The following is a 23,433-nucleotide window of genomic DNA, read 5'->3' as shown; positions in this document are numbered from 1 at the left end:
GTCAGCCCCAGCAGTTGGCCAGGCCGAAGGCGGTGTCCTTGGCGGCCACTCCTGCGACGGGCTTGTCGGTGATGAGCGTGACCCCGGTGTCGGTGTACCCGGTGGCCTTCTTGCCGCCCTTGGCGAAGTCGGTGACGGCCTTGACGCCGCTCTCCGCCATCTTCAGCGGGTACTGCTGGGAGGTGGCGGCGATCTCGCCGCTCTTGACGGCCTTGGTGCCGGTGCAGCCGCCGTCGACGGAGACCACGAGCACGTCCTTGTCGATGCCCTTGGCCTTCAGCGCGGTGTGGGCGCCGAGGGCGGCCGGCTCGTTGATGGTGTAGACGAGGTTGATGTCGGGCGCCTTCTGCAGGCAGTTCTCCATGGCGGTCTGGCCCTTGGACTGGTCGCCCTGCGTGTCCTGCGAGCACACGATCGACGGGTCGCCCTCTGCGACGCCGAAGCCCTTGAGGAAGCCGTCGTGGCGGAGCTTGCCGACGGTGATGCCGGGAGCCAGGTCCAGGGTGGCGATCTTGGCGGGCTTGCCGGCCATCGCGGCCTTGGCGTACTGGCCGATCAGCTCGCCCGCTTTGAAGTTGTCGGTCGCGAACAGCGCGTCGGTGGCGTCCTGCGGTTCCGTCGGGGTGTCCAGGGCGATCACCAGCACGCCCGCGTCCCTGGCCTTCTTGATGGCGGGCACGATGGCCTTGGTGTCGCTCGGCGTGATCAGGATGCCCTTCACTCCCGCGGCGACCATGTTCTCGATGGCGGTGATCTGGCTGGCGTTGTCGCCGTCGAACTTGCCCGCCGCGCTCATGAGCTCGGCGCCCTGCGCCTTGGCGGCGGCGGTCGCGCCCTCCTTCATCTTCACGAAGAACGGGTTGGTCTCTGTTTTCGTGATGAGGCCGACCTTGACGGTGTTCGAACCTGAGCCGGACGGGGTGCCGCCGCCGCATCCGGCGGCCATAAGCGCTGCGGCCCCGAGGCCTGCGATGAGTCGTTTCATGGCGGGTGTTCCTCACATGAGCTGGACAGACTCGGTGTCATCGTTGACATATGTCAACGTTGACATCCGCTGTGCTGCGATGATGAACTCCGTTTCGGGAAACGTCAATGCCCTAGGCCCGTAACAAAACGGCAACAGCGGAAAGGGAGGCAGATGATCGCCGTCCTTGGTGAGTGCGTCGCCGACGCCTTCGCCGACAGGCGCCCGGGAGAGCTGGCGATGCGGGTACTGCCAGGCGGGGGGCCCAGCAACACCGCGGTCGCCCTGGCCCGCCTCGGCACCCCCGCCAGATTCCTCGGGCGCCTGTCGGACGACGTGTTCGGCGAGCTGTTCCGCGAGCGCATGGCCGCCTCCGGGGTCGACCTGTCGGCGTGCGTGCGGGCCCGCGAGCCGAGCACGCTGGCCGTCGCCACCCTGGACGGCGAGGGGCAGGCCCGCTACTCCTTCCACGCCGAGGGCACGGCCGACTGGGGATGGAGCGCCGCAGAGCTGTCGGCTGACCGGCTCGGCGGCGCGTCCTGCCTGCACACGGGGTCGCTGGCACTGGTCAGGGAGCCCGGAGCCGGCGCGGTGGCCGAGTTCGCAGGGCGGGCCGAGGCGACCGTCTCCATCGATCCCAACGTACGGCCCAGCCTGGCCTCGCGAGAGGACTACCTGTCGCGGATGCCGCAGTGGTGCGCGCTGGCCGACATCCTGAAGCTCAGCGCCGACGACCTGGCGTTCCTGATGCCGGACGTCTCGATGGCCCGGGCGTGCGAGCTCTGGCACGCGGCGGGGGCGCGGCTGATCGTGGTGACGATGGGGGCCGCGGGGGCGCTGGTCTCGCTGGACGGGGCCGTGGTGACGGTGCCGGCGGAGCCGGTGGAGGTGGTGGACACGGTCGGCGCGGGAGACTCCTTCACCGCGGGGCTGCTGCACCGGCTCGAGTCCAGGGGGCTGCTGGGCGGGCGGCTCGACGGGCTGGACCTCGCCTCGGCCGCCGAGGCCGCCGCCTTCGGGGCCAAGGTGGCGGCGCTGACCTGCGCGGTGGCGGGCGCCGACCCACCCTGGGCCGACCAGCTCACCTCCCAGCCCACCCCCTGACCCGCGCTCACTCGCCCTCGGCGCGCCATGGCGACGCGAAGGCGCCCGCCTCCCGATGGGAAAGCGGGCGCCCCGAGGTGCGAGGGTCAGGCGGCGGCTCTGGACGCGGTGGCGACCGTGGCCTCCTTCTTGAACCCGTTCACCGTCACCGCGACCAGGACCTGCCCGCGCCGCAGCGCCGTCAGCGTCCCCGTCGCGGAGTCGAGCGCCGCGACGTGCCACGGCTTGGCCTTCGACAGCGGCCCGATGTGCAGGTTCGGCGACCCGGACCACTCGGCCGAGACCGGGTAGGCCACGGGAACCGTCCTGTCGCCCTGGGTCAGCGACGCCTTCACCGTCGCAGGCGACCCCACGGAGACCGACGAGGGCGCCGTCAGCGTCAGGGTGTCCACGTGCGGCCGCACCTGCGTGCCGATCCAGTCGGGCGCGTCGACGAACCAGTTGCGCCTGACGTGCTCGGCCTCCTGCGGCGTCACCGGGTCGACGCCCCACAGCGACCAGCCGGTGAACCCGCCGTCGTCCGCGGCCGTGGCAGGGTTCTTGCCCGAGTTGCCGTTGATGAAGTACGGCACCGCGTCCACGTGCGAGGCGTTGAACGTGCCGACGTGCGCCCCCACGTAGGCGGCTCCCTTGCCCGTCGTCCGCTGGAAGTCGGCCAGCCATCCTTCGACGAGCGCGGCCTCCTTCCTGTCGCCGAGCTGGCTGCCCTTGCCGGGTGTCGGGTCGCGCGGCGGCACGTGGAAGAGCACCACCACCGATCCCACGGACTGGTCGCCTGCCGCCGCGGTGAGCTGGTCGCGCAGCAGCGCGATCTGGTCGAAGCCGCCGCCACGCAGGTTGAGCCTGGAGGTGTCGAGCGTGATGAACCTGGTCCCCTTGTGGTCGAAGACCTGGTACGTGTCGCCGAACACCGCCTTGAAGTTGTCGATCTTGCCGCCCATCACCTCGTGATTGCCCGGCACGTAGTGGTAGGGCAGCGTGCCGCCGAGCTCCTCGTCCAGGATCCGCTTGGCCAGCGCGAAGTCCTCGGGCGAGGCCTCGTCCACCAGGTCACCGTTGATCAGCAGGAAGTCGGGCTTGGCGGCCTTCAGCTCGCGCAGCGTCCTGCGCGCGTTCTTGACGATGTCGCTGTCGGGCTGCCTGGCGACGAACTGGGCGTCGGACATCACCGCGAACCGCCACGGCATCCTGTCCACCGACTCCTTCACCACCGGGTCGCTCACCTTGGCGGCGGCCGGCGCCTGGACGGACGGGGGCACCCTGGCCACCAGCCCGTCGATGGCGATCTCGTTGGTGTACGTGGCGTCGGCCCTGGTCTCGGCCACGTAGAAGCGGCGCAGCTTGAGCGGGTAGCTCACGCCCGGCGGCACCGCGAACTCGACGTACTTCCAGCCGCTCCAGGTGAGGTAAGGCCCGCGCAGGATCTGCGACTGCCCCTGGGCGTCGTAGAACTCCAGGCTGGGCCACTCCCCCTTGCCGGTGGAGTTGATCCACAGCCCGAACGCCTGCGGCTGTCCAGGGACCACGATCTGCTGCGGCGGCGAGGCGTAGGCGGCCCGGGTGGCGGTCGACTGGGTGAAGTCGTAGGCGAGCTTGAGCCCGCCGCCGCTCTGCCCCTGGACCGCGCCGAGCGAGCCGGTGGCGCGGGCGGCGGCGAACGTCCACGCGGCGGCGTTCTCGAAGTCGGCGACCGCGACGTCCTCGAACCCGACGGTCACGGGCACGGCGGTCGTCGCCGCGCCGACACGGACGTTGATCAGGCCGGACCCGGTGCCCTTGAGCGCCTTGACGGTGAAGAAGCCGTGCTGGGAGGGCTTCACCTCGAGCAGCGACGTGTCGTAGTCGAGCTTCAGGTCCTCCGGCTCGATGGGCGCGGAGTTGCCGTTGCGGTCGTAGCCGACGACGCCGAAGGAGCCCGTGGCGTCGGCGGCGGCCAGGCCCACCCTGTCGGTGGTCGCGCCGACGCGGGCCAGAGGCTGGAGCACGGTCAGGTCGATGCTGCCCTTGGCCTCGCCGCGCGACGCCTTGACCGTGGTCTGCCCAGGGACCCAGGCGTGGAAGACGCCTTCCTTGGTGACGCGGCCGTGCACGGAGGTCGAGGTGTGCCACGACGGTGCGCCCTCGGCGGGGCCGTACGTCTCGTCGTATCCTGCGGCGGTCAGCCGCCTGGTGAGCCCGGGGAAGACGCGGTCGGGACGGCCACCGGCGACCGGTCCCACGCCGGGCGCCCTCGCGGGGTCGCCGGCGGTCTCGAGCCAGAAGCCCTTCAGCTTGCCGCTGCCCTGCGGGGCGTAGAGGGCCAGGCCGTTGGGAACGTGGCGCTCGCCGCCGTCGGACGGGCTGTTCTCGACCTGGACGTCGGCGGCGCCGGGCTCGCGGGCGAGCATGGTGGAGGAGCCGCCGCCGTCGAGTTCGAGCGCGTTGTGGGCGCCGAGCTCGACCATGAGCGCGGCCATCTCGCGCAGCGTGAGCCCGCGACTGTCGGCCTGGCGGCCGTCCACGGTGAGCAGGTACATCTTCTTGCCGTCGGCGGAAAAGCCGACCGAGGTGCGCGGGTGGCTGTCGGTGTCGGTGAAGGGTTGCGCCTTGCCGTCCTTGACCAGGACGTTCCTGCCGCCGACCGCGGTCTGTACGGCGCCGCCGTCCGAAGGCTTGGGCTGGTACTTCACCTCGACGCGGTCGCCCACCTTGAGCGCGGCCAGCGCGTCGGCGCCCGCCTCCCTGCCGACCAGGATCGTGGTCCCCGCGGGGATGGGGCCCTGGCCCGCGGCGGTCCGCACCTCGGTGACGGCTCCGTTCACGAGCACCACTTCGGTGACCTTGGTGGCGTCGGAGCGCCGGTAGGAGCCCCACAGCTGGGTGAACAGGCCGACGCCGCCGGTCTGGACGAGCTGGTTGAACTGGGTGAGAGTGATCGGCGCGCCGCCCGCGGGGGTGGCGGTGCCCTCGAAGTGCATCTGGAGGACGCGGCCCACGCCTTCGTTGAGGGCGACGGCGTTGTTCCAGCCCTGGACGGGCGACTGGATGAGCTCGCCGTCCTTCACGCCGATGCCGAGGGCCGCGCCGGAGCGGTTGATGTCGAAGTAGTCGCCGTTGACGGCGGCCACCGCGCGCGCCCGCTTGGCGGGCCCGGACAGCGGCTCGGTCTTCGACACCTCGCCGGAGTTGAGGTATCCGGCGGTGACGCCGCCTGACAGGTCGGCCGAGAGCGCGTCGGCGCGCAGCCAGCCCGCCGCGTCGAAGCGGTCGAAGGAGGTGAGCGTGATGCCCGGGGCGACGGGCCGGGTCTTCTTGGCCGTCTCCAGCGACCGTCCCGCGGGGGCGTTGAGCAGGAGGGTGGAGTCGGAGCTGTAGGACGACGCGGGGGGCGCGTCCTCTGCGGGGGCGGGGGGATCCGCCTGCGCCGGGGCGGCGACGAAGGCTAAGGCGAGCGCGGCGGATGCCACGTAGCGGAGGGTCTGCACGACCGAACTCAATCGCGCAATGGTGACAAGTTTCAAGTCTTCGTCATGAACTAAAAGATAATTTCAGATCCTGTCCGCCCTCCACCGGGCTTGGACGATGGCACGCGTGGACCCCTACGCGTTCTACGTGACCCGTACCTTGTCGACACCATCGCCCGAGGCCCTTCACATCACCTGGTGAGGTCGGCATGAGAACCTTTCAGCAGACATCCGATCTCTGAGGGGCGGGCTTCAACCACTGGCTTTCGGGTAGCCGTGAACGCAGACTGAAAGGGCAGATCAGCGCAGAACGCGGGGAGCAGCCGTGGACACTCTGTACGATCACATGCCGATCCTGTCGCGAGGCAGGCACCGCAACCCGCGCAAGGGCGCCTGCTTCATGGAGCTGGCCTCCTATCTGGCGGGCGAACGGTGGAGCGACCATCCCGCGTGCACACACCCGCTGCTCGCGGGCCTGGCCCGCCTGGTCAACGACCACACCACCGACGAGGGCAGGAGCAGGCTCGTCCCGCTCGTACCCTCCATCATCGGGCTGACCGGTGACGACCTGCGGATCGACGCCAGGCTGGCCCTGCGCGCCGCGACCACCGCGTTGCCGATCGCCGCCGCCGAGCGGCAGCTCGCGCTGGCCGTCTCGGTGCTGGCCGCCGAGGAGATGCTGGCCAGGCTGGACGGCCGTCCGGTGGAGCTGGAGGAGCGCAGCAGGTGGGCGTTCGCCCAGGCGCCGCACGCCGCCGACTCGGCCAGGCGCTTCAGCCGGGCCGCGAAGATCACCGACAAGGGTTTCCGCAGGTACGCGGCGCCGAACGCGGTGCAGCTGTCCGTGGTGGGCATCGCCCAGGCCTGCGTGAGGGAACCGGACGCGCTCCTTCGCGAGCTCCTGGTCACCGCGATCGCCGAATGCGACGCGATGATCCGGCACGCTCAACCGCGGGCGAGTAGCACGACGGCGAGCAGCAGCACCAGCGCGAGCGCCAGCGCGGCGGGCGGGCCCAGGTGAAAGTGAAGGAGGGCGCCGCACAGCGCACCGGCGCACATCCCGAGCACTGACGCGAGCCGGCGCCTGCCGGCGACTCCAGGGGAGTCGCTGGCCAGCCCCGTTATGGCGATCGTGAGGACCGTGGTCGTCATGTCGGGGACACCCAGCTTGCGGACGACCGCGTTCTGCATGCCCATGCCGCAGGCGAGCAGCGAGATGAGCGCGATCTGCGCGCCGGTGTTCCGATGACCGAAGGCCGACGCGACCACCAGCGCCGTGGCGACGAGCGTCGCGTGGACGGCCGTGACGGGGGTGAAAGCCCTTTCCACGTCCGAGCGCGCGATCAGCCGCGCCGCCGTCCACGCGCCGGCCATGAAGGTGGTGATCGCCAGCAGCGACGACCACAGCGACAGCTCCTGATCTCCCGCCAGCGCGAAGCCGACGAAGACCACGTTGCCCGTCATGTTGGCGACGAAGACCCTGTTCAGCCCCAGGAAGCTGACGGCGTCGACGAGGCCGGTGACCAACGTCAGCGGGATGAGCAGGGCCGGCAGGTGCCTGTGCTTGTTGGTGTCTCCCGGCAGGAGCCATCCCGCGACGCGTCTGAGCACGGGAGCCTACGGCCTGCTCGAGGTGGCCGGCCGCACACCGAGGATGGTCAACGCCGCCCCTTGCGCCAGCGCTTGACGATGGACCTGATCGTGAGAAGCAGCACGACGGCCACGATCTGGCCGCCGATCACGATGCGGTTCACGTCGACCGCGGGCTGCCACTTGACCTCGCCGTTCTTGATGACGAACACGCCGGCGGGGGTGGCGCCGAGGCCGTAGCCGCCGCCCGAGCCCTGGCTCGGGCGCTCGCCTTCCTGCTTGCCGCCGCCGCCTCCGCCGCCCTGGGCGATCCTGGCCACGGGAATGACGGTCACGTCGCCTTGGGTGACGGGTTCGCCGAAGACGCGCTGGACGCCGGCGCCGTCCTTCGTCTTCTCTATCAGGGTCATGATGTCCATACGGTCATCTATATCCCGACACGGCGAAGGACCACCATTTCGCTGCGGTAGTCGCTTCCTTCCATGAACCACGTGGGCAGGGCCAGGCCATGGGACATGAGCGTCTGCCCGTGCCAGCGCCTGCCCGCGTCGTCCTGGTAGACGGCCTCGGGGGCGAGGCCCGCCAGCCGTACCCTGCGAGGGGGGTGCTTGGACAGCGAGAACGGGTTGTAGGCGAGCACGACGACGGTGTCCTCGTGGACGTACTGCACGGCCGAGGCCGTCACGCCGGGCGTCCCCGCCAGGCGGTGCAGGCGGCCGTGCTGGATGACGGGCCGCACCGCCTTGTAGGCGGCGATCAGCTCGCGGGCCTGCTCGAGCTCGGCCGGGGACCACCTGGTGAGGTTGCCGCCGACGCCGAGCGCGCCGGCCATGGCCACGTGGAAGCGGTAGGCCAGCGGCACCTCCCGCCTGGTGTGCGGGTTGGGGCTGTCGGTGACCCACGCCGACATCGCGCTTGCCGGGTAGAGGTAGGAGTAGCCGTCCTGGATGGCCTGGCGGTCGCGGGCGTCGGTGTTGTCGGAGGTCCACACCTCGTCGGTGCGGCGCAGGATGCCGAAGTCGATCCGGCCGCCGCCGCCCGAGCACGACTCGATGCGCAGCTGGGGATGGCGCTCGCGCAGGGTGTCCATGACCGCGTAGACGCCGTGGGTGTGCTCGATCCACAGCAGGTCGGCCCGCTCCCCCGCCTCGGCCCAGCCCGCCTGGGTGAAGCTGCGGTTCATGTCCCACTTGAAGTAGTCGAGCCCGTACTCCGACACCAGGCCCGACAGCCAGCCGATCGCCCACTCCCGCACGTCGGCCCTGCCGTAGTTGAGCACGAGCTGGTTGCGCAGCGTGTCGCGACGGCGGTCGGGGTAGTGCAGCACCCAGTCGGGGTGTTCGCGGTAGAGGTCGCTGTCGGGGTTGACCATCTCAGGCTCGACCCACAGCCCCGCCCGCATGCCGAGCTCGCGGACGGTGTCGAACAGCTTGGACAGGCCGTGCGGGAAGCGGTCGGGGTTCGGCCACCAGTCGCCGAGGCCGCGCCTGTCGTCGGTGCGGGAGCCGAACCAGCCGTCGTCGACCACGAACAGCTCAACGCCCAGGTCGGCGGCCCTGCGGGCGAGGTCGATCTGGCCCTCCTCGTGCACGTCGAACCAGGTGGCCTCCCACGAGTTGTAGAGGACAGGCCGCTCCTCGAACGGCGTCGGCAGGACGTGGTGGCGGGCGTAGTCGTGCCACGCCCTGCTGGCCGCGCCGTACCCTCCGTCGCTGTAGAGACCGAGGGCCGGCGGCGTGACCAGCGTCTCGCCCGGGTCCAGGAGCCACGAGGGACCTTCGTGGCCGAAGCCCGCGGTGACGGCGACGTCGCCTTCGGGACGGCGCTGCGCGGTGAGCCGCCACGAGCCGCTCCACGCCAGCGCGACCGTCCACACCTCTCCGGTCTCCTCGGTCGCGTCGCCCGCGTCGATCATGATCCACGGGTTGGCGCGGTGCGAGGTCGTGCCCGTCCTGCTGGTGAACGTGGTCTCGCCGACGGCCAGCTCGGCCCTGTGCAGCTGCGTCTCCAGTGCCCAGGCGCCCGCGACGCCGGTGTAGCGGTAGCCCGCCTGCTCGGGGATCGCCCAGCTGCCCGAGTCGACCCTGCCGAGCCGTACGGCGTGCGGGCCCTCGTTGGTGAGGCTGACCCACCGCTCGACGACCTCGGACACCACTTTCACGTGCAGGCCCACCCGCAGACCCAGCGGGTCGCGCAGCACCAGCTCGATCTCCGTGTCCGACAGCACGGCCTCGGCGAACGACAGCTCGACCGAGCGGACCCCGCCGGCGTAGGTGGCCTGCAGCGACGGCACCCCCCATCGGCGTCCGCCCTCGACGGGCAGCAACTCGTCCACGTCGCGGGGGTCGTGGAAGCCCGAGCCCGTCCGCTTCGGCGCCTGCCCGACGACCTCGGCCAGCGCCTCCTGCGGCAGTCGCGGCCCCCAGTACCACTGCACGACGCGGGTGTCCTCGCCTGCCGCCTCGACGCCGAAGACGAAAGCGGAGGTCTTCGTGACAGCTGCCCAGGCGCTGTCGCCCACCGAGAGTATATTCACACTTGACACAAACCCCATGACACCAGATCGCCTCCTCCATCGCCAGAGGGGAAGTTTGTTCACTCCATGAATCTCTCGCCCGCTGCGCGTGCGGTCTTCGTCGAGTTGCTCCTGCACGGGCCGCTGTCCAGGGCCGAGGTGGCCAGACGGCTCGACTTGTCGCCCTCGGTGCTGACCAAGCTGACCAGGCCCCTGCTCCAGTCCGGGTACCTGGTGGAGGAGCCTGGGCCCGCCGGCGTCCCCGGCCGGCCTTCCGTGCCGCTGCGGGTGGACCACTCGCGCCGTGCCTACGCGGGGATCAAGCTGACCGACAGCGAGCTGTTCGCGGTGCGCACCGACCTGGGCGCGACGGTCACCGCCGAGGTGCGGATGCCGCTCGACGGGCACGACGTGGCGCGGGTGGTCGACCGGATCGCCGCCGCGGTGGCCTTCGTGTCCGCCGGTGACCCGCCCGCCGCGGTGGGCGTCAGTCTGGCCGGTACGGCGTCGCGAACCGACGCGGTCGTCCACCACTCCCCGTTCCTCGGCTGGCACGACGTCCCACTGGCCGCCCTTGTCAGCGCGGCGACGGGGCTGCCCGCCGTACTGGAGAACGACGTGCGGGCGCTGACGGCCGCCGTCCACTGGTTCGGCGCGGCGGCTGGGCATCGGACGTTCGCGCTGGTCACCGTGGGAGAAGGGCTCGGCTGCGGGATCGTCGTCGACGACCGGCTGGTGGCGGGGACCGCCGGGGTGAGCGGGCAGATCGGGCACCTGGCCATCGACGGCAGGGGACCGATCTGCGAGCGCGGGCACCGCGGCTGCGCCCGCGCCTACGTGGCCGCGCCGTCCATCAGACGCTCGGCCAGGGCGGCGCTGGACCGGCCCCGGCTGACCTTCGACCAGGCTCTGGACCTGGCACGGTCGGGCGATCCGGTGGCACGGCGGATCTTCGACGAGGCCGGGCTGGCGCTGGGGCGGATCGTGGCGACGATCGCGAACCTGATCGGGCCCGAGGTGGTGGTGCTGTCCGGGGAGACGGTGCACATGCACGCGGTGTGCGAGGCGGCGTTCGAGGCGGCGCTGGCCGAGCACACCCACTGGACGAGCGAACCGGTGGAGGTGCGGGTGCAGCCGTTCGCGTTCACGGAGTGGGCTCGAGGCGCGGCGGTGGTCGCCCTCCGCCACGACCTCGGCGTCCCATAGGACCTTCGCCGGGCGCGCTTCGCGCTCGCCGTGCCTCAGGTGTGGGTCGTGTCCGGGCGGCGCCAGGCCACCCAGTCGCCCGTCCGGTTCCGATTGCCGATGATCGGCCACCAGCCGGAGGGGGCGGCGGGCCAGCTGCGCTTGATGTCCGTCCCCGCGGGCCATGGGACCACGACGAGGCTCACGTCCGGCGGGAGCCACTCGGGATGGTCCGGGTCGATGGGAACGAGCTTGGTCGGCACCTGGTATGCCTGCGAGACCCAGAGCCGCCAGTGCAGGCCCGCGTAGTAGACGCCCACCCGATCCCCGGGCCGCAGCCCCGCGGGGGTCAGGTCCGTGGCGAACGTCAGGATGCGCCCCCACGGCGCGGTGACCTTGGCCACGGTCACCCCGGCGATCGCCAGTTCCGCGACGATGCAGGCGGCGGCGATGACGGCCAGCCCGGTCGTGCGGCGCACGAGTGTCATCACCAGCATCGCGACGGTGAGCGAGGCGACCGCGGCCAGCGTGGCGTGGCCGAGGCTCAGGGAGTCCCAGTTCCAGGTGAGGAAGCAGATCTCCGGGAAGTCGAACATGCCGAAGAAGTCACCGGTCAGCCGGTCGCCGGCGTGCAGCCGGACGATCGCCGTCGCGATCAGGGTGAGCGCCACGGCCGCCAGGACCGCCCGGCTCGCCACCGCGCGCCTGGCGCGGGCCAGCACGCCCAGTCCGGCGATGAGGAGCACGGGCGTCAGGCACGCGAGGTACCTGCCGTAGGCGAGGTTGGCGACGGTGCCCTCACTCGGCAGCGCCGCCGATGTGGCCAGGGCGATCCAGGCGACGGCGGCCAGCGTGGTGCCCGCCACCAGCCGGTCGGCCGACGGGCTGCCGCGGCGCAGCGTGATCGCGGCCAGCGCCAGCAGGCCGACGCCCGCCAGCCCCCAGGTGGCGACGATCCCGTGCCAGACCTGGCCGGTCGATACGGCCAGCGTCCACGCCACGCCGTCCATGCTGCTCAGCCGGGTGGTGAGCCACTCGCCGAGCGGCGCGACACCGCTGGGATAGATCTGGTCCCGCACCCAGCCGTTCAGCGCCCATCCTGCGCCCGCTCCGATCGCCGCGACGGCGGCCAGCGCCCAGACGTCACGTCCGTGGGTACGGCGCTGCCGCAGGAGGACGAGGGCGAGCAGGCACACGTGCACGATCAGGAGGATGAGGCCGCGGGCGTGCATGCTGTAGGCGAAGGCGATCGTCGCGCTGGCGGCGACGCCGTACCGCCTGCCGTCGCCCCTGAGCCAGGAGTGCAGCAGGAGCAGCCAGCCGAGGACGATCACCGGCAGGACCGCGTCGGTGAGCGCGAACTGCGAGTAGTACACCGCGGAGGGGATGAGCGCGGTGACGTGGGCGAGGACGTACGCCCTGCCTCTCGTCACGTGCAGGCGGCGGAACGCGAGGTAGGCCAGGAGCAGGAGGCCCGCGCCGATCACCGCGTTGATGACCATCACCACGCGGTAGATGGTCTCGGGGTCGCTGCTGATCCAGTACGCCGGGGCGATGAGCAGCCCGTAGCCGCCCTGGTAGAACGTCCGCCAGGACAGGTCGCTCGGCTCGCCGCCGGACAGGAGCCGCGCGGCCAGGAGGTAACCGGACTCATCGGGGATGAGCAGTGGCCTGGCGTGCTGTGTTCCGAGAACGACGCGGACGACGGCTTGGGCCAGCCAGCCGGCCAGGAGCGTCCACATCCAGAACCTATGACGAGTGGGCGGCGGTTCGGCGCGCGAAATGGCATGGGTCGGCGAAATGGTGGTGGACGTTGGTCCCACGGTTGCCCCTGAAACGACAGAAATGACGCTGATGTGGCCACACCATATCTGTGGGCGTTTACCCGCCAAGAGCGGGGAACACCACCTCCACACATGGGTTATGCATTCAAGTGGTAATGAGGTGCGGGCGCCGCGCCCGGAATGCTCCGAACGCGGCGCCCGTCAATTCACTCTTGCGCCACTCGCAGGTTCGGGGGCGTGTTGTCCACGAAGGGCCCGCAGTTACCGGGCCACGTGTACGTGCCGGTGACGACGCAGGCCGTCTGGAAGACCTGCCCATCCGCGGTGAGGATGGAGATGTGAACGTCGTTGCTGGGTGGTTGGCCCTGGTCGACGATTGTCGCGGCGACCACCGTTTCGCCAGCGGGGATGATCGACGTGAGGTTCTGCCACGTCGGCGTCTTGCTCGAATCCCGGACGAACAGGCTTCCGGTGGACGGCACGAGCACGGTGAAGTAGTCGTTTCCGCGCTGAGCACTGTCGATGCTCTTGTTCGGACCCGTGGGACCCGTCGGCCCGGTCGGCCCGGTCGGACCGGTCGGCCCGGTCGGCCCGGTCGGACCGGTCGGACCGGTCGGCCCGGTCGGCCCGGTCGGCCCGGTCGGCCCGGTCGAACCCCTGTCGCCCGACGGACCCGTCGGACCAGTCGGACCGGTCGGCCCGGTCGAACCCCTGTCGCCCGACGGACCCGTCGGACCGGTCGGCCCGGTCGGCCCGGTCGGACCCGTGGCCCCCTGACGCCCCTTCGGACCAGTAGGACCCGTAGGACCTGTGGGGCCCGGCTTGGACGGGCATTTGTTGCAGTCATCGTGATGGCAGTCACAACGGGGATTGCAACGCCAACTCCCGTCCTGGCACGGATCCGGGAGTGGGAGCGCGAGCAGTCCGGCGTATTCCGGCCACATGTACTGGGGGCCGGCGGACCATACATCGCCGACCTGGTTGAACTCGGCCGTGGCGCCGTAGGCGCTCCCCGTTCCCGGAAATGAAGCAGCGAGGACGATCGTCGCCGCCGTGGCGGTCCACGCCAATGACCGACCGCCAAAACGCAGGCTTGGTGCCCGCTTAATACCACTAAGGGACATCTGACTTCCAAGTGACTTCGCGGTTCTAAAAGAACCTTCCTCTCGGCCGTGCTGCGACAGCGACGGCACGCACGGAAATACCCCCGAAAATTGATGGAGAACCCGTCGATCGCACTATCGGGAAGCAAAAAGATCTCAAGGGCGAAAAACCACAGATATACGGCTATATCGGATTTCCCCGAGAAAATTCCCTTTTTCACCCTTTTGGATATTTCGTGCCGATTGATTATCTGCGCGGGTCGGCCGACCGGCGTATCCCTGGGCCGGCGACAGGAGGGGCCGCCCAGGCCGCCGGCTTGCAAAAATATGAAGACCGGTCTATTTTTTGCTCATGGGACTGAAGGGCGCCGAGACACGGGCCAGGTTGCTGGACGCGACACAGGAGCTGATCGAGGGCGGCGGATACTTCGGCGCCGGGCTCAACCAGGTGATCGCGGCCAGCGGCGCACCCAGGGGCTCGCTCTACTTCCACTTCCCCGGCGGCAAGGAAGAGCTGGTCGGCGAGTCCGTGCGCAGGGCGGGCCAGGAGATCGGCGCGACCATGGGCGAGCTGGCCGAAGCCACCTCGAGCGTGGAGGAGTTCGTCGCGGGGGTGCTGGACTGGCTGGGCGACCGGCTGGAGCAGTCGGGCTGGCGCAAGGGCTGCCCGGTGGCCACTGTGGCGTTGGAGACGGCCGCCACCAGCGATCCCCTGCAGGAGATCTGCTCGGAGGTCTACACCGGCTGGGAGTCGGCGCTGCGCGAGCTGCTCACCGGCCGCGAGGATGCCGACGACCTCGCGGTCACGATCCTGGCCCTAGCCGAGGGGGCACTACTGCTGGCCAGAGCGCACCGCAGCAGGGAGCCGCTACGGCGCGTCGGCCGCCAGATCGCCGCACTGCTGCGCTGAGCGTTCCGTCCCACCTTTCCCAGAGCCCCTCGCCTACCTCCCGACAGGCCCGCCCGAGACGGCGGGCCTTCTTCCGGCCAAGAAAATATGTAGACCGATCTATTAGGAGCACATGCATGGACGCGATCGTCTTCGGGGCGACCGGCTTCATCGGCCGCTCGCTGGTCGCCGAGCTGCTCAACGAGAACCAGCGCGTGGCGGCAGCCGTACGAACCGACACCCTCACCCCCTGGCTGAGTGCCCGAGGGATCGACACCAGCGGGCTGACCGTCGTCAGCGCCGACATCACCCGCCCGCTGACCGGACTGCCGGACGTCCGCGACGTCTACAACGCAGCCGCACGCTTCGCGTTCGGCCTCGACGTGGCCGAGGCGCGGGCGACCAACGTCACCGGGGCGCTGAACGTGATCGAATGGGCCGCCACCCTGCCCGGCCTGCGGCGGCTGGTGCACATCAGCGGCTACCGGGTGAGCGCCTCCGATGGCCGTCCCGACTACCGCAGGCTGGGCGCCTACGAGGCGTCCAAGTTCGAGGGCGACCTCGCCGTCCGCGCCAGAGCCAGGGAGCTGGGGGTCCCGCTGACCGTCGCCAACCCCAGCACCGTGATAGGCCCCGGGCAGTACATCGGCCTGGCCGGTATCGTCGAGGACCTGTGGAAGGGACGGCTGCCCGCGCTCCCCGGCGGCCCCGACGTCTTCCTGCCCGTCGTCACGATCGACTACTTCGCCCGCTTCCTGGCGAAGCTGCCCACCGGAGCGGCGGGCGAGTACTGGGTGCTCGACGACGCCACTCCCCACCTGCCAGAGCTGGTCCGGGCGATCGCCGACCACACGGGTGTCAGCGCGCCGCGCCGTACCGTCCCCGTAAGCCTGGTACGACGGCTGCCGCGCAGGCTGACCGGCGCCGACCCCGAGACGCTGTCGTTCCTGTCGGCCGACCGCTACCCGACGGCCTCCGCCCGCGCCTTCGCCGCCGCCGCGGGACTGGAGATGCCGCCGGTCGCCGACGCCCTCCGCCGATGGGCCGACGACCTGGTGGCGGCCCGCTTCGGCGCCGCCGAGCCATGGCTGCGGCCATACGGCTTCCACTCGGTGGCAGGCAGCCGCACCTGGCTGATGGGCGACCGGCACCAGCCCACCCACGTCCTGCTCCACGGGCTGCCCATGAACGCCGACCTCTGGGCTCCCCTCGCCGCCCACCTTCCCGCCGGTGTCCTGGCCCCCGACCTGCCCGGCCTGGGCCGCTCGGCGCCCCTGCCACGGAACGCGACGATCAACACCTGGCTGGCCGACCTGATGGGCCCGGTCCTGACGCGGCCGGTGCTGGTCGCGCACTCGCTGGCGTGCGGCCCCGCGCTCCGCTTCGCCGTCGAGCATCCCGAACGGATCAGCAAGCTCGTGCTCGTGTCCCCGGCGTTCCTGCAGGCGCCTGGTTCGAGGCTCACGCGGTCGGGGATGGCCGTCCCGATGCTGCGCCGGATGTCCGCCGCCCGGCTCGCCGGGACGCTCGGTCTTCCCGAGGGGCCCGCTGTGGCGAGCGCCGCCGCCGATCTGCGCCGCCCCGGGGTGGCGGGGCGGGTGATCACCGCGCTTCGTACGGCTTTCGCCCAACGCGAGGAGTCGCGGCGGCTGCTCGCCAAGGTCACGATCCCCTTGGAGATCGTCGTGGGAGCCCACGACCCGCTGGTGTCCGCCGTCGACCATCCCGTGACGGAGATCGCGGGAGCGGGACACTACCCGCAGCTCACCCACCCGGCCGAGGTCGCCCACCGCCTGTCGGCACACTCGCCTGCCGTGCGCACGCCCTGACGGCCCCGAGGGGGTTCTCAGCCTCTGCGCACCGGGCACGGTCGCCGCCGCGAGCACTGCAGCGCATCCAGGTCCCTGACGTGCTACGACCGAGCGCTCCCTGCGGCGAGCAGCAGGAGCCCGGATGAACGCCGGCCCGTATGGCAGGGCGCGCCGGCCACCCGGTCTTCGTCGCCTTCGGGCTCGGTGCAGGGATGCGCGCCACTCGAGGACCCGGTGTGGGCCCTCGACCTGCCGCTTCGGCGTAGACCTCGCGAGCGGCGACGGTGAGGCTCGCCGGGGTGACAAGGGCGGCGGATGTCCCCCAGATCCGCGCCGCCGTCAGGTCGTGACCACAGGGAGTGATCCTGAGGTCCACCCGGCTGCGACCCCACCCGAGCGAACCGGGCCCTCCGCCGAGACGGCAGACTTTCCCGCGTGAAGCGAATCCTCATCATCGGCATCGGCGCCGGCGACCCCGACCATCTGACCCTCCAGGCGATCAAGGCCATCGGCCGGACCGACGCCTTCCTCATCCTCGACAAGGGCGAGGCCAAGCACGACCTGGTCGGGCTCCGCCAGGACATGATCAAGGCGCACGCGCGCGAGCCGTACCGGCTGGTGGAGGCTCGCGACCCCGAGCGGGACAGGACCACGCCCGCCTACGCCGCCGCCGTCGAGGAGTGGCGCTCGCGGCGCGCCGACCTGTACGAGGCGTTCGTCCGCGACGAGCTCGGCGACGACGAGACCGGCGCGATCCTCGTCTGGGGCGACCCCGGTCTTTACGACAGCACGCTGGCCGGCATCGAGGAGGTCGTCGAGCGGGGCGAGGTCGCGTTCGAGTACCAGGTCATCGCGGGCATCACCAGCGTCTCCGCGCTGACGGCCCAGCACCGCACCAGCCTGACCAGGGTGGCCAGGCCCGTGCACATCACCACGGGCCGCCGCCTCGCCCAGGAGGGCCCCGTCGCGGCCGACGACATCATCGTGATGCTCGACGCGCACTGCGCCTTCGCCGGCCTGGGCGAGGAGTTCCACATCTACTGGGGCGCCTACCTCGGCACGCCGGACGAGATCCTGGTGTCGGGGCCGGTGCCCGAGGTGGCCGACCGTATCCGTGAGCTCCGCGCGGAGGCCCGCGAGCGCAAGGGCTGGATCATGGACACCTATCTGCTGCGGCGCGTCTCACCGTCCTGACGGACGGCGGCCGGCAGGGGCGGGGTGAAGGCGCAGAGAGCGGGTGACCCGTCAGGATCCCCTGCTCCGGCGCATCGTCAGGGCCCACTGCTCGCGGCGCGTGTCGGCATCGATCAGGACGCAGTCCCCGCACTTGCCGCCTCCGGGTATCCGGTAGTAGAGGCAGCAACTGCGCCGGACGAAGAACGGCTGGCCTGGGGCGGGCTCGACCAGGTCGCCGCTGCCGCGCAGCACTCCCAGCGCGAGCAGTTGGCGCCCGAGCGCCGTGGCCCGCCCCGCGAGCGCGGGGCGCTCGCAGGCGAGGGCGCGGACGGTGCCGGCGAGGGAGGAGGCGGCGTTGCCCCACAGCAGTCCTGGCGCGATCCTCACGATCTCCTGTACGGCCTGCGCGAGCGGCTCCAGCAGGCCGGACACCACGGTGCGGTACACGGGCCCGGCGAGATCGGCGGCGTCCAGGACCCGCCGTCCGGTCAGGCGCTCGGCCCGCAGCGGCAGCGGGCCGCTCGGCGCGGCAGACCAGTGCACCTGGGCGGGAGCGAGGTCGACGAGCAGGTCGTGCGCCACTGCGACACCGACGACGGGCGACCACAGGCGCGCGGCCAGACCCTGGAACAGGATGGAGGCCGCCACCCTGGTCTCGCCGGTTCCCAGGCGTGCGGCGGCGTCGTCGATCCTCTGTCCCACGGGCAGGTCGGTCAGCGGCCGCCAGCCCGGCTCGATCGGGCCGATGCCGAGCTCGAAGTAGCCGCCGATCGTGGACACGTCGGCGATCGCGCCGGCGACCGTCGGCGATGAGGCAGGCCCGTACGGCACGACGACCATGCTCGCACACCCACGATCACCGATTCGACTCGGACTCTGACAAACCACCCCATAAGCCAGTGAAGATCATGTTAGGGTCCTGCGCCTGTGCAACCGAACAGGAAGGCGCTCGCGCCATGTGGATCGCTCTCGGGGTCGTGGCCGCGTTGGTCGTCGGAGTCGCGCTGTGGTGGCGCTTCCGCGACCCGCTCAGGGGTGAGGACCTCGACCAGTTCGAGGTCAAGCGCCAATGGGGGTGGGAGCTGCGGCTGAGCGAGGAGGAGGAGATCGCGTTCATGGCGGGCCTGAAGGCCTACGACGACGAAGTGGGCTCGTTCTTCATCCACGGCGAGCACGGTGTGCTGAGCGTCTACCACCCGCCGATGCTGGTCTCCATGCACCTCATGGCCGACCGCTTCCGCGCGATGGGACGTGCGGCGATGGGCGATCCCGCGGGCGCCGTACGCCACCTGTTCGGACAGGCCGCCGCCCGTGAGGGCGCGGGGGTGCTGCACCTGCGAGAGAACTGGCTGCCCGGCCAGATCGACGGCCTGGACAGGTACGGCTTCCGCGACGCCATGTGCGACGTCCTCATGGCACCCGGCGTCGACGGCGTGGAAGGCGGGTACGGCGAGGAGGACAGCGGCTACGGCATGGTCGTGGTGCTCGCGGGCGGCACGCCGGAGTCGGTCCGTGCCATGTACGACGAGGCGAGCGGCCTGTCCACGAGCGAACCGATCCGCAACCGCCTCGACGTCGTCAAGGCGGTCCTCGAGGAGCCCGAGCCCGAATACGTGGAGGCGCTCGACCGGGCCGACGGCGAGAAGAGCCGCTACACGAACACGCTGCTCGTCGACTACGCCAGGGTGCTCGACCGTTACCCCGCGACCCGGGCGCAGATGCCGGGCGCCAAGCCCGCGGACGTGCTCGGTGTCGCCCTGAGCCTGATGCTCGCCGAGCAGACGCCGGGCACGACCTGGACCAGGCAGCCCTCGCAGGACGAGCGGGAGCTGGCCATGCAGGTCGTCGCCACTCGGGTCAGGCGCTGAGGTCGCCGACGCGCCTACGTACGCCAGGCCGCCAGGTCCGTGATCGCCGCCGACTCGGCCTCGTAGATCGCGCCCACCCGCCCGCTGAGGTCGGCGAAGAGCTGGGCCATGTCACCGGCGGGGGCGGACCGATCGACCTGCGCCCGGACCTTCCACAGCTCCTCCGCGGCCTCGGCCGCGTGGGCGCCGCCCGCGCTTCCTTCGGCCAGGACGCTCTCCCTGATCACCGCGGTCAGCTCGCGCAGCCGGGCGAACTCCGGCACCGCAACGGGAAGCGCGGCCTCCGCGAGTTCGTGCCACATCCCGTGGATCTCCCTGAACCGCCCCGCCAGCCCCGTCAGACGGGGCTCGCCCAGCAGGCCCCCGGCCTCGTCCAGCGAGTCGGCGAACAGGTCGCGCAGGTTCCCGCCGTCCATGCCGATCGGCTCGATCCCTTCCCAGACCGACAGCAGCGCCCCTGCCAGGCCACGACCGTCGGCGAAGACCTTCGCCCAGGACTTGGCGTTCCTGGTGTCGTTCAGCAGCCGCGCCCACTTGCGCCAAGCGGGCAGGGAGAACGAGTCGGACGCCGCGGACAGGTGGCCTGCGCAGTCACGCAACCCCTCGCGCGCCGCGGCCGCCAGCGCCGCCTCGTCCAGGACGGCGTCACCGAGGACGTGCGTCACGTTCTTGTACGAACCGACCCTGGCACGCGCGGCGTCGACGCGCTCCCGCGGGACGAGCAGCGTCGCCTGGCCCCTGTCGTCGAGGTAGACCCCGGTCTCGTCACGCCGGTAGGCGACCACGGGGTGCCCGCCGTACCCGTCGAGTGTGGCGGGCAGCCGCCAGTAGCCGAGGTGGTACCGGTCGGGGAGGATCACGCATGGCCGTCCCGCGTCCAGCTCCTCGGCGAGCCTGTCGCTCGCGCCGCGGGCGCCGCCGGTGGTGTGCTCCTCGTACGGCACGCCCAGGCGGGTGAGCGTCTTGTCCATCCAGCGGTTGTGGTACTGCCACTGGTTGCGAAAGCCCAGGACCACGTGTCGGCTCTGGTCGTGCTTGAACTCCCACAGGATGTACCCGGCGCCGATGCCGCCGCCCGCCAGGAACACCAGCGGCTCGCTGACGGCGACGCCCTGGTTGACCAGGATCGCGGTGATCGCCGCGCTGGAGGGGTGGTGCCCGCCGACGAACCTCCAGCCGCCGTCGGAGTGCGGTCCGGCCTGCCCCACGAAGTGCGTGCGGGCCGCGGTGTAACTTTCGCCCGTCTTGGCCATCCGCTGGCGGATACGGGCCTTGAGCTGCTTCTTGCTGGTCATGACGGCTCTCCGCGCGGCCATCGCCAGGGCCTGGCCCACGCCCGCGGCCCTCGGCGGCCGCGAAGTGTCGCGAAGCCGGTCCGACTGCCACTCCCGAGGCTCGTGCGTCCCCTTTGCCTCCGCGGTCGGCGGGTCGCGTGGGGACCCGCTCAGGAGGTTGGGCGGGAGAGAGCCGCCACGACAGCGGACTATAGCCCACCCGCGGTTCGCGGCACCATACCGCTAGCCGAGCATCGACCGCACGGCCTGCTCGGTCCTTCCGACCACGGCCGACCCGTCGTCGGCCGTGATGATCGGGCGCTGGATCAGGGTCGGGTTCTCGGCCAGCGCCCTGATCCACCGGTCACGGCCGCGGGCGTCGCGCGGCCAGTCGTTCAGGCCGAGGTCGGCCGCACGCGCCTCACCCGTCCTGGTGATGTCCCAAGGCTCGAGGCCGAGTTTGGCGAGCACGTCGCGGATCTCGTGCTCCTTCGGCGGGTCCTCCAGGTAGCGGCGCACGGTGTAGTCGGCCGCCTCGGCGTCCAGGACGGACAGCGCGGACTGACACTTGGAGCACTCAGGGTTGATCCAGATTTCCATGACTCGATGCCTTCCGATGGCGTGGTGGGCTGACCCAATCTATGAAATGTGCCGGCCGGTGGCCGGCTGACCGAAGGGCGACGTCGACGGAAGGCTGAACACGCGGGATCTGGTCGTCACCGAGAACATCACGCTCGACGGGCTCATCGACACGACAGGGGGCTGGTTCGGCCCCGCGGGACAGGACGGCGCCGACCAGTCCGACGCCGAGGAGGCGCTCCCTCCCGCACGCTCGGCGACCCCGCCTGGCAGAACACCACCGTGCTCGAGAACCGAGCGTTCGGCTCGGGCATCGTCCTGCTTCGCTACCGAACCCGCTGAGGCGGGCCCTGGAGCCGGCGCAACTCCAGGAACGACACCCCCGGCATCGGCAGGTCGAAGGTGACCCGGACCGGTGGCTCGACGACGCGGACGGGCTCGTAGTCCTGCAGCACGTTCGCCTCGCGCAGTCGCTCCCACTGGCCCTGGCCGGGCCAGTCCGCGCCGCCCATCGCCCGCCAGACGGCGCCGATGTTGCTGTGATCCTCGTCGATGCGCAGATGCCGCAGCTCGTACGGCTCGGCGGCCAGCCCCGCGAGGTCGAGCACCACCGTCCTGGACAGCTCGGCGGAACCGGCGGCCTGGCCCTGGTTGAGCGTGCCGTTCCACACCAGCACGCCGACGGTGCCGTCCCCGCGCCTGGCCGCCCACGCCTCGACCCCCGCCGTGTCCCCTCCGACGTCCACGGCGAGCTCCTCCTGGCCGAGCCGCTCGGCCAGGGCCAGGGCGAAGAACCGGGGCTTGCGCAGGTTGCCGACGGTCAGCAGGCCGAAGCCGCCGTGGAGCAGCCGCGGCGGGCGGCCGAGCTCCTCGAAGTGGTCGGAGGCCACCCAGTGCGCCAGCGACTCGACCCTGCCCGCCGCCGACTTCATGCCGTGCAGCAGGAACGTCGCCCCGAACGGGCCGTCGCCGATGCCGTGGAAGTGGGTCGGGGTGGGGCCCCACTCGGTCCACCAGATCGGGGTGCCCTCGCGGCCGTGTGCGGCCAGCGCGGCGCGCCAGTCGAGCGGCGCGTTGCCGTAGGTGTGGGTGGAGACGAAGTCCAGCGCGGCGCCCGAAACGTCGACGTGGCCGAGCAGCTCCTCCACCCAGCCGTTGGCCGCCGAGGCGGGGCCGCCTACCCGCAGTCCCGGGTGGACGGACTTCACGGCGGCCGCGGTGACGTCGTAGAGGCGGAAGAACTCCTCGGGGGTGCCGGACCAGAAGACCTCCAGGTTGGCTTCGTTCCACACCTCGAAGGCCCAGTGGTCGACGACCTCCCGCTCGCCGTACCGCTCGACCAGATGCGCGGTCAGCGCCCTGACCAGGTCGGCCCATCTGTCGTAGTCCTTCGGCGGGGAGATGATCGCCTGGTAGCCGAAGACCGTCCTGGAGGGGTCGGCGGCCAGGTCGCGCGGCATGAAGGACAGCTCGACGACCGGCCGCAGGCCGATGCCGGTGATCGTGTCGTAGACCTCGTCGACCTTGCCGAAGTGGTGGACGGGCACGCCGTCGACCTCGCGGTAGACCCCGAGGTCGTCGCAGAGGATCGCGTGCGCCCGCACCGCCTCCACCCCGAGCTCCTCGCGCATGGTCCGCAGCGCCTCCGCCAGCTCGGCGCCGATGGGCCTGCCGCCGGTGCGCTCGGTGCTGAGCAGGTGGGACAGGTGCTCGGAGCCGATCATGGGCCGCCACGGTCTGGGCAGCGTCCGCGTGACCGTCGCCGTGTCGACCTCCACGGTCACCCGGGCCCCGCCGGTCTCCAGCGGCTTCGCGTGGACCGTGTCCGAGAGCGGCCCTGTGGACTCCATCGCGGAGACGGCGGCCACCGCGTAGGCGGCTCCGGGCCGCCCCGTGTCGACGTACCGGCAGGCGGGCACCGCGGCGACGTCGACGTCGGGCTGCGTCACCGGGATGCCGTCCCTGTGCACCAGGTACCCAATCGCGCCGGGCACCGGGTCCCAGGTCAGCGTCACGTGCCCGACGCCGGGGACCGCCCGCAGCCCCGTGGGGGCGGCCAGCTCGATCCTCGACGCCGGCGCCACCTCGCCCGAGGCCTGGTAGACGCGCTCCCGCCAGTCGCGGCGCGCGGCCTCAGCCTTGCTCATC

18 protein-coding genes are annotated in these 23,433 nt (G+C 71.2%); 7 read left to right on the top strand and 11 right to left on the bottom strand.

The window, feature by feature from the left end:
- Position 1: 1 nt before the first annotated feature.
- The gene (locus AB0B45_RS36330; protein ID WP_358140165.1) at positions 2-985 is read right to left on the bottom strand and encodes a sugar ABC transporter substrate-binding protein; all 984 of its coding nucleotides are present in this window, start codon (positions 983-985) and stop codon (positions 2-4) included.
- Positions 986-1,138: 153 nt separating this feature from the next.
- Between AB0B45_RS36330 and AB0B45_RS36325 the strand changes: the two genes are divergently transcribed.
- A complete protein-coding gene (locus AB0B45_RS36325; RefSeq protein WP_358140162.1) occupies positions 1,139-2,068 on the top strand; it encodes a carbohydrate kinase in 930 nt (309 codons plus the stop codon).
- Between the two features lie 86 nt (positions 2,069-2,154).
- Here AB0B45_RS36325 and AB0B45_RS36320 read toward each other — a convergent pair whose 3' ends face one another.
- Complete coding sequence (locus AB0B45_RS36320) at positions 2,155-5,544, bottom strand: phosphodiester glycosidase family protein (protein ID WP_358140159.1); 3,390 nt, start codon at positions 5,542-5,544, stop codon at positions 2,155-2,157.
- A gap of 292 nt (positions 5,545-5,836) precedes the next feature.
- Between AB0B45_RS36320 and AB0B45_RS36315 the strand changes: the two genes are divergently transcribed.
- Positions 5,837-6,532 (top strand): hypothetical protein, encoded by a 696-nt coding sequence (locus tag AB0B45_RS36315; protein WP_358140157.1) that lies wholly within the window; start codon positions 5,837-5,839, stop codon positions 6,530-6,532.
- Here the strand turns inward: AB0B45_RS36315 and AB0B45_RS36310 are convergent.
- The 3 genes from AB0B45_RS36310 to AB0B45_RS36300 are packed head-to-tail and all read right to left on the bottom strand — an operon-like array spanning position 6,457 to position 9,622.
- Complete coding sequence (locus AB0B45_RS36310) at positions 6,457-7,122, bottom strand: YoaK family protein (protein ID WP_358140154.1); 666 nt, start codon at positions 7,120-7,122, stop codon at positions 6,457-6,459. The two genes, AB0B45_RS36315 and AB0B45_RS36310, sit on opposite strands and share 76 nt — an antisense overlap.
- 47 nt (positions 7,123-7,169) lie before the next feature.
- Positions 7,170-7,520, bottom strand: coding sequence for a spore germination protein GerW family protein (locus AB0B45_RS36305; protein ID WP_358140151.1), 351 nt, complete (start codon positions 7,518-7,520; stop codon positions 7,170-7,172).
- An 8-nt stretch (positions 7,521-7,528) separates the two neighbouring features.
- Positions 7,529-9,622: an alpha-galactosidase gene (locus tag AB0B45_RS36300; RefSeq protein ID WP_358140148.1), complete on the bottom strand. Its 2,094-nt coding sequence runs from the start codon at positions 9,620-9,622 to the stop codon at positions 7,529-7,531.
- An 81-nt stretch (positions 9,623-9,703) separates the two neighbouring features.
- On the opposite strand from AB0B45_RS36300, the gene AB0B45_RS36295 reads away from it, so the two are divergent.
- The gene (locus AB0B45_RS36295; RefSeq protein ID WP_358140145.1) at positions 9,704-10,822 is read left to right on the top strand and encodes an ROK family transcriptional regulator; all 1,119 of its coding nucleotides are present in this window, start codon (positions 9,704-9,706) and stop codon (positions 10,820-10,822) included.
- A gap of 35 nt (positions 10,823-10,857) precedes the next feature.
- Here AB0B45_RS36295 and AB0B45_RS36290 read toward each other — a convergent pair whose 3' ends face one another.
- Entirely contained in the window at positions 10,858-12,543 is a 1,686-nt protein-coding gene (locus AB0B45_RS36290; RefSeq protein WP_358140143.1) for a hypothetical protein, read from the bottom strand.
- A 248-nt stretch (positions 12,544-12,791) separates the two neighbouring features.
- A complete protein-coding gene (locus AB0B45_RS36285; protein WP_358140140.1) occupies positions 12,792-13,073 on the bottom strand; it encodes a hypothetical protein in 282 nt (93 codons plus the stop codon).
- 967 nt (positions 13,074-14,040) lie between these two features.
- Between AB0B45_RS36285 and AB0B45_RS36280 the strand changes: the two genes are divergently transcribed.
- The 3 genes from AB0B45_RS36280 to cobF all read left to right on the top strand — a co-directional run bounded on the left by AB0B45_RS36280 (position 14,041) and on the right by cobF (position 17,582).
- Positions 14,041-14,598 carry a TetR/AcrR family transcriptional regulator gene (locus AB0B45_RS36280; protein ID WP_358140137.1) on the top strand — a complete coding sequence of 186 codons (558 nt, stop codon included), beginning with the start codon at positions 14,041-14,043 and terminating at the stop codon, positions 14,596-14,598.
- Between the two features lie 116 nt (positions 14,599-14,714).
- Positions 14,715-16,406 carry an alpha/beta fold hydrolase gene (locus AB0B45_RS36275; protein ID WP_358140135.1) on the top strand — a complete coding sequence of 564 codons (1,692 nt, stop codon included), beginning with the start codon at positions 14,715-14,717 and terminating at the stop codon, positions 16,404-16,406.
- A gap of 417 nt (positions 16,407-16,823) precedes the next feature.
- Entirely contained in the window at positions 16,824-17,582 is a 759-nt protein-coding gene (cobF, locus tag AB0B45_RS36270; RefSeq protein ID WP_358140132.1) for a precorrin-6A synthase (deacetylating), read from the top strand.
- Positions 17,583-17,633: 51 nt separating this feature from the next.
- Here the strand turns inward: cobF and AB0B45_RS36265 are convergent, their stop codons facing one another.
- Positions 17,634-18,404: a (2Fe-2S)-binding protein gene (locus tag AB0B45_RS36265; RefSeq protein WP_358140129.1), complete on the bottom strand. Its 771-nt coding sequence runs from the start codon at positions 18,402-18,404 to the stop codon at positions 17,634-17,636.
- A 116-nt stretch (positions 18,405-18,520) separates the two neighbouring features.
- Here AB0B45_RS36265 and AB0B45_RS36260 point away from each other — a divergent pair, with 116 nt between their 5' ends.
- The gene (locus AB0B45_RS36260) at positions 18,521-19,432 is read left to right on the top strand and encodes a hypothetical protein (protein ID WP_358140126.1); all 912 of its coding nucleotides are present in this window, start codon (positions 18,521-18,523) and stop codon (positions 19,430-19,432) included.
- Between the two features lie 14 nt (positions 19,433-19,446).
- Here AB0B45_RS36260 and AB0B45_RS36255 read toward each other — a convergent pair whose 3' ends face one another.
- The 3 genes from AB0B45_RS36255 to AB0B45_RS36245 form a co-directional block, all read right to left on the bottom strand.
- Positions 19,447-20,727 (bottom strand): BtrH N-terminal domain-containing protein, encoded by a 1,281-nt coding sequence (locus tag AB0B45_RS36255; protein WP_358140123.1) that lies wholly within the window; start codon positions 20,725-20,727, stop codon positions 19,447-19,449.
- 222 nt (positions 20,728-20,949) lie between these two features.
- A complete protein-coding gene (locus AB0B45_RS36250; RefSeq protein ID WP_358140120.1) occupies positions 20,950-21,306 on the bottom strand; it encodes an ArsC/Spx/MgsR family protein in 357 nt (118 codons plus the stop codon).
- Positions 21,307-21,611: 305 nt separating this feature from the next.
- Complete coding sequence (locus AB0B45_RS36245; protein WP_358140117.1) at positions 21,612-23,432, bottom strand: hypothetical protein; 1,821 nt, start codon at positions 23,430-23,432, stop codon at positions 21,612-21,614.
- Between the last annotated feature and the right edge of the window lies 1 nt (position 23,433).

Source organism: Nonomuraea sp. NPDC049152, from assembly GCF_040648355.1.
GTDB lineage: Bacteria > Actinomycetota > Actinomycetes > Streptosporangiales > Streptosporangiaceae > Nonomuraea.
This window is presented reverse-complemented; position numbering and strand designations above follow the sequence as displayed.